Source organism: Streptococcus pseudopneumoniae (assembly GCF_001072375.1).
Lineage (GTDB): Bacteria > Bacillota > Bacilli > Lactobacillales > Streptococcaceae > Streptococcus > Streptococcus pseudopneumoniae_L.
In genome coordinates, this window is the sequence record NZ_JVKV01000058.1 from 1 (window position 1) to 6,253 (window position 6,253).

The 6,253-nt window shown below is 40.7% G+C and carries 7 protein-coding genes; all 7 read right to left on the minus strand.

Annotated features, from left to right (window positions below):
- Nucleotides 1-1,216 (minus strand): 3-isopropylmalate dehydratase large subunit (gene leuC / locus ADH31_RS04625; protein ID WP_049509217.1); only part of this gene is annotated, 1,216 nt, incomplete at its 3' end.
- A gap of 3 nt (nucleotides 1,217-1,219) precedes the next feature.
- A complete protein-coding gene (locus ADH31_RS04630) occupies nucleotides 1,220-1,489 on the minus strand; it encodes a DUF1294 domain-containing protein (protein ID WP_049509218.1) in 270 nt (89 codons plus the stop codon).
- The gene (leuB, locus tag ADH31_RS04635) at nucleotides 1,486-2,523 is read right to left on the minus strand and encodes a 3-isopropylmalate dehydrogenase (RefSeq protein WP_049509219.1); all 1,038 of its coding nucleotides are present in this window, start codon (nucleotides 2,521-2,523) and stop codon (nucleotides 1,486-1,488) included. The genes ADH31_RS04630 and leuB overlap by 4 nt, the downstream gene beginning before the upstream one ends.
- Before the next feature lie 11 nt (nucleotides 2,524-2,534).
- Entirely contained in the window at nucleotides 2,535-4,097 is a 1,563-nt protein-coding gene (locus tag ADH31_RS04640) for a 2-isopropylmalate synthase (RefSeq protein ID WP_049509220.1), read from the minus strand.
- Nucleotides 4,098-4,411: 314 nt separating this feature from the next.
- Nucleotides 4,412-5,068, minus strand: coding sequence for an MmcQ/YjbR family DNA-binding protein (locus tag ADH31_RS04645; RefSeq protein ID WP_049509221.1), 657 nt, complete (start codon nucleotides 5,066-5,068; stop codon nucleotides 4,412-4,414).
- Between the two features lie 43 nt (nucleotides 5,069-5,111).
- Nucleotides 5,112-5,744 (minus strand): copper homeostasis protein CutC, encoded by a 633-nt coding sequence (locus ADH31_RS04650; protein WP_049509222.1) that lies wholly within the window; start codon nucleotides 5,742-5,744, stop codon nucleotides 5,112-5,114.
- A gap of 93 nt (nucleotides 5,745-5,837) precedes the next feature.
- Entirely contained in the window at nucleotides 5,838-6,197 is a 360-nt protein-coding gene (locus ADH31_RS04655; RefSeq protein WP_049509223.1) for a YbaN family protein, read from the minus strand.
- Between the last annotated feature and the right edge of the window lie 56 nt (nucleotides 6,198-6,253).

Below are 6,253 nucleotides of genomic sequence, written 5' to 3' on the forward strand. Positions count from 1 at the left end.
GATTCATCCCTAGGCACATGGAGCAACCTGGGTCTCTCCATTCAAAGCCAGCATCTAGAAAGACCTTGTCCAAGCCCAACTTCTCAGCAGCTCGTTTGACAGGACGAGAGCCCGGAACCACGATAGCCGTTAAGTTAGGAGCAATTTTCTTTCCTTTGACAAATCGCGCAGCAAGTTGCAAATCGCTAAGTCTAGCATTGGTACAAGAACCAATAAAGATATAGCCTAGTTCGATATCTGCTGGTTTCTGACCAGGTTGTAAATCCATGTAATGATAAGCACGTTCATCGTTCATATCCTTTATTTCTGGGAAGCTACTATCAAAGTCAACACCCATAGCTGGATTGGTGCCCCAAGTCACCATAGGAGCCAATTCTGAAACATCCATACGGATAACCTTGTCATAAACGGCATCGTCATCACTAACCAGTCTTTTCCAGTCAGCAACTGCTGCATCAAAATCCTTTGGAACACACTCACGTCCCTTTAGATAGTCATATGTTGTCTGATCTGGATTCATGATTCCCATCTTAGAGCCAAATTCAATGGACATATTGCAGATAGTCATTCTCTCTTCCATACTGAGTGCATCAATCGCTTGACCACGATACTCAACCACGTAGCCAACACCACAAGCAACACCGTATTTGGCAATCAAGGCTAGAATGAAATCCTTGGAATAAACTCCCTTTTGAGGAACTCCAGTGAATTCTACCAGCATTTTCTTGGGTTTGACCTGCCAAATGGTTTGAGTTGCAAAGACGTGCTCGACCTCACTGGTTCCAATTCCAAATGCAATCGCTCCAAAAGCTCCATGGGTTGCTGTATGGCTATCACCACAGACGATGAATTTTCCTGGTTGTGTTCGTCCTGTTTCTGGACCAACCATGTGAACAATGCCCTGTTTTTCAGAACCATGGGCCGCATGTTCAATCCCGAATTCCTCAACATTTTCTGCCAACTTATCAATTTGAGCCTTGGATATCACATCTCGAATATCGTAGATATTAACTGTCGGTACATTGTGGTCAAAGGTCCCAAATGTCAAGTCTGGTCGTCTCAATCTGCGTCCTGCGTCTCGCAATCCTTGAAAAGCCTGAGGACTGGTCACCTCGTGAATATAGTGTTGATCCACATACATAAGCTGAGGTTGTCCCTCTTCTCCTGTGATCACATGGAGGTCCCATAATTTATCAAAAATCGATTTTCCTGCCATTCATTACCTCCATACAAAATACAAAGCTACTAGTGTAGTTACTATTCCTAGGAACCAAACTGTTTTAAAGTACCATTTTCTAGTCTTGTGATGAAAAGTGAGTCCTGCCAACCAGGCACCAAAACCACCACAAAAAAATGCAAATGATAGTAAATATTTTTCAGGTATTCGCCAAGCACCTCTTCTTGCCTTGAATTTGTCAATGCCATATATCAAGAAAATGATGAGATTCCAAATCAGGAGGGCAAAAGTAATTCCTTCGTTTAGTTTCATAGTCTTGCGATAATGGCTTCTGTCATTTCCCTAGTCGAAGCCTGTCCTCCTATATCTCTCGTTAAAATGCCAGCAACTAAAGTTTCTTCTACAGCACGCTCGATACGCTCCGCATCCTCATAACGTCCAAAGCTTTCTCTTAGCATCATGGCAACTGACAAAATCATGGAAATAGGATTGGCAATGCCTTGACCTGCAATATCAGGCGCCGAACCATGAATGGGTTCATAGAGACTCGGACCATCTTCAGAGTGACTAGCCGATGGCATAACTCCAAGTGTACCAGATAGAACGCTTGATTCATCAGATAAGATATCTCCGAAAAGATTCTCTGTCACGATAACATCGAACTTGGCTGGATTTGTAATCATGAGCATGGCAGCTGAGTCGACCAACTGGTGTTCCAAGGTTACATCCGGAAAATCTTTTGCGACTTCATCAGCAACTCTCCGCCATAGTTTTGATGTTGCCAAAACATTTTGCTTATCAATACTGGTAAGAATTTTTCTCCGACTTCTTGCCATTTCAAAAGCCTTACGTATAATCCTCTCTACTTCTTCATAGCTGTATTCATTGATATCACGTGCCGATTTCTCTTCAAGGATATGATCTCCAAAGTAAATCCCACCTGTCAACTCACGTACTACTACAAAGTCAACACCAGTTATTCGTTCTGGCTTCAGAGGTGATAAGTGCTTGAGACTCTCAAAGATTTTAACCGGACGAATATTGGCATAGAGATTGAGTTCCTTTCGAAGGGCCAGAAGCCCTTGTTCAGGTCGAACTGGAGCATCGTCATACTGAGGACTACCGATTGCAGCGAGTAGAATAGCATCCGCTTCTCTAGAAGCCTTGAGCGTTTCGTCTGGCAAGGGATGTCCTGCAGCATCAATACCCGCCCCTCCAAAAGGTCGTCTGTCAATCTCATAGTCAAAACCTGTTTTTTCAGCTAGAGCCTCCAAAACTTCTAAACCAGCTTCCATGATTTCTGGGCCTATACCATCACCTGCTAGGGCAACTATTTTTCTTGTCATAGCTTTCTCCTTTATACGGTAGGCATGTCGCGATAGGAAACTGTTGTTCCCATCTCACCAGCATTCTCTTTTTGAACAAAGGTATTGGCATTAATGTAGGCAATAGTCGAAGCCTTCAACACATCGAAATCAAGTCCAGCTGCGTTAAAGATAGTCTCTGTATCTCTGTTTTCAACAGTTACCAATACACGTGCCTGGGCATCAATCCCATCAGTTACCGCATCAATCGTATAGGATACCAAGCGAACAGATTGATTAAAGAATTTATCAATAGCATTGAAAATAGCTTCAACAGAACCCTGACCTGTTGCATTAAATTCAACTTTCTCACCATCAAAATTAGCTAATCTAACTGTCGCTTCAATGTCATTTTCAGAATGGGTTTGAAGTTGCAAGTCATCAAAGTGGAAGCCTTCTGGATTTTCAACCATGGTACCAGCTACCAGAGCTCGAATATCAGCATCTGTGATTTCTTGCTTCTTATCTGCCAAGGCCTTGAACTTAGTAAAGAGTGGCTTGATATCTTCGTCTGTATAGTCTAGAGCCAAATCTCTTAGTTTCTCAACAAAAGCATGGCGACCAGACAATTTACCGAGTGGAAGACTATTACTCTTGGCACCAACCAATTCAGGTGTAATGATTTCATAAGTGAGAGGATTTTTAAGAACACCATCTTGGTGAATACCTGATTCGTGAGAGAAGGCATTTCCTCCAACAACCGCCTTATTTTTTGGAACTGGAATTCCTGAGAAACGAGAAACCATTTCAGACGTATTAATCGTTTCGTTTAGGACAATACTTGTCTCTGCGTGGTAATAATCTTGGCGAATATTGAGGGCCACCGCTATTTCTTCTAAAGCAGCATTCCCAGCTCGTTCTCCAATACCGTTAATAGTTCCTTCAACACGCCCCGCACCATTCTTAACAGCAGCAAGGCTATTGGCAACTGCCATTCCAAGGTCATCGTGACAGTGAGGCGAATAGATAATCCGACGGTCGGTTTTAACATTGTCAATCAGATACTTGAAGATATTCCCATATTCCTCTGGTGTGGTAAAACCAACCGTGTCAGGAATATTGATATAAGTCGCACCTGCGTCTACCGCTGTTTGAACGACTTGTAAGAGGAAATCCAGCTCAGTTCTAGTCGCATCTTCAGGAGAGAATTCTACCACTTCAAATTTACTACGTGCATAGGAAACATGCTCTTTAATAGCTTCCAATATTTCCTCTTTGCTTTTATTCAACTTAAATTCACGATGAATAGGACTAGTAGCGATAAAAACATGGATTTGTGGATACTTAGCATCCTTCAGTGCTTCATAACAAGCGTCAATGTCTGATTTAACAGAGCGAGCTAAACCAGTCACCGCTGTTTTCTTCAAGACTTTTGCGATTTCCCGAACTGCAGTAAATGAGTCTGGACTAGCTGCTGGAAAACCAGCTTCAATTGCCGAAATTCCCCATTTTTCCAGTTGTCTTGCAATGGCAATCTTTTCCTTGATCGAAAAATTAACACCTGGTGTCTGCTCACCATCTCGAAGGCTAGTATCTAGAAATTCAACTGTTCTCATAAGATTTCCCCTTTTCTAAATTCGGTTTTAAAAAAACATCTCGCTCGGAGTTCCAAGCGAGATGTTGATTTACTCCCGCTTGGTAAGCCAAACAGGACTAATGCTTTTGCACTAGCCCGAGTATCTCAACAACAAAGCAAATTGATTAAACTTAGCTGTTTTCATGTTTGACTTTCTCCTTCGTTTGATATCTTGTTTAGTATTTTAGCATAGGAAAAAACACATGTCAAGAAAAAATCCAATATTTTCTGAAAATTTCTTCAGTAAAGAATATTTTGCTAATTGAAAGTATTTGAAAAATCAAGTAAATCTAGTTATTTTTTCAAAGTCAAATTCCAACTTTTTTCGATTAATTCAAGAAGCTCTTCATCTGATAAACTATCATCAAGTGGCACACTTATCCAGTAGTGCTTGTTCATATGAAAGGCTGGATAAATTCCTTTTTTTACCAACAAATCAGATACTTGATCCTGTTTGAGATTGACTGCTTCCACTGTTCCTTCTCTGCCCTTTTCAAGCTTATCCCAAGAGATTCTCATCAAAACAACATACCACTTCTGATTATTCTCATGGCGTAGAATCGCAGTATCAGGAGATTTCTCCCATAAGTATTCTAATTGATTTTCATACTTTTCTTGAACAAGTGACATGATTCTCTTGGTCTGAGGATAGATAAATTCCTTCACCTCAAAACAGGCCTTTCGAATGTCATAAAGAACTTCTAAACAAGCCTCTCGAACAGTTCCAACAAACGTACCTCTCATACTTTCCATATGAACTTGAGGATAAAGATCGCCAGTTTCTTGGTCATAAACTTGAAAACTTAAGTCTCCATCCTCAACTGTAACCATCATGAGAAAATCTCCGTGCAAGATAGTCGAACTATGGTTCCATACGCCTTGATTTTCTACAAATCCATACTCTTTAGCCTTTTTACTATTAAACTGATAAGCTTTAAAAATTTCAAGCATAAGCGAAAACTGCTACCAAAAGCTAGCAGTTCCTTTCTATTTTTTAAAAGACGACCTTAGTTCCATGTAATTGTGTCACACCCAGTTGGTCAATAAAGGTTTGACGGTTGTCCATGTCAATCCCTCCACCAGGTAAAATTTCAATTTTTCCTGCAGCGTGTTCTAGAATTCTATGATAATGAGCAAAGCGTTTCTCTAACGAGTCGCCAGATACACCAGCACGAGTCAGAATGCGTGTCACTCCAGCTTGGCTGAGCCAATCAATAGCTTCTAACTGCTCCTGTTCACTCAATTCATCAAATGCCATATGGAAAACAATTTCCATACCTTTAGATGCAGCAATTAATTTTTCAAGATTGGCCTTGTCCAACTTCTGATCAGCTGTTAAGGCACCAAAGACGACACCTTGGCTACCTGCCTGAGCAGTTAGTCGAATATCCTCGAGCATAATAGCAATCTCGAGGTCATTGTAAACAAAGTCACCACCACGTGGTCGAATCATAGTCATAATGGTCGTATCGTAGTCGGTAGCCAGTTCCACAGCTGCCTTAGTCACTCCGTAGCTTGGAGTTGTTCCACCAACTGCTAGATTGTCACAAAGCTCGATGCGACGAGCTCCTGCCTGCATAGCTTTTTCAAGCAAGGTTACATTTTCAGCACAAAATTCGTAAATCATTTGATTCTCCTTGAAGATTAGTTTAAATTTATTATATCATATTATTTCGAATATGTTTTTGTTTTTATCAAGGAAAATCGTTACTTATTAAAGCTATTCTTTATCAGGAATCACCTTAAAAAGATAGTAGGTAATAAAGATGGTTAAACATCCCAAACCAATTTTGACTGGTAAAAGAGGCGCAAAATAAATGGAAATTCCCATCAAGATATAAATCGATACAATAATTTTTTTCTTACGTTCACGCGCAATAGACTTGGTCTCACGAAAGTCCGCCACGTAAGTCTGATAAAGTTTGGTATGATAGAGCCAATCTTCAAAACGCTTGGAACTTCTCGAAAAACAAGCAATAGACAACAAAAGAAAAGGAGTCGTGGGCAACAAGGGCAAGACAACTCCAACAATAGCCAAAGCTAATGACAAAAATCCAATAGTCAGATAAACAATACGCATAACTTCTCCTAGTTAATACTCTTCGAAAATCTCTTCAAACCACGTCAGCGTCGCCT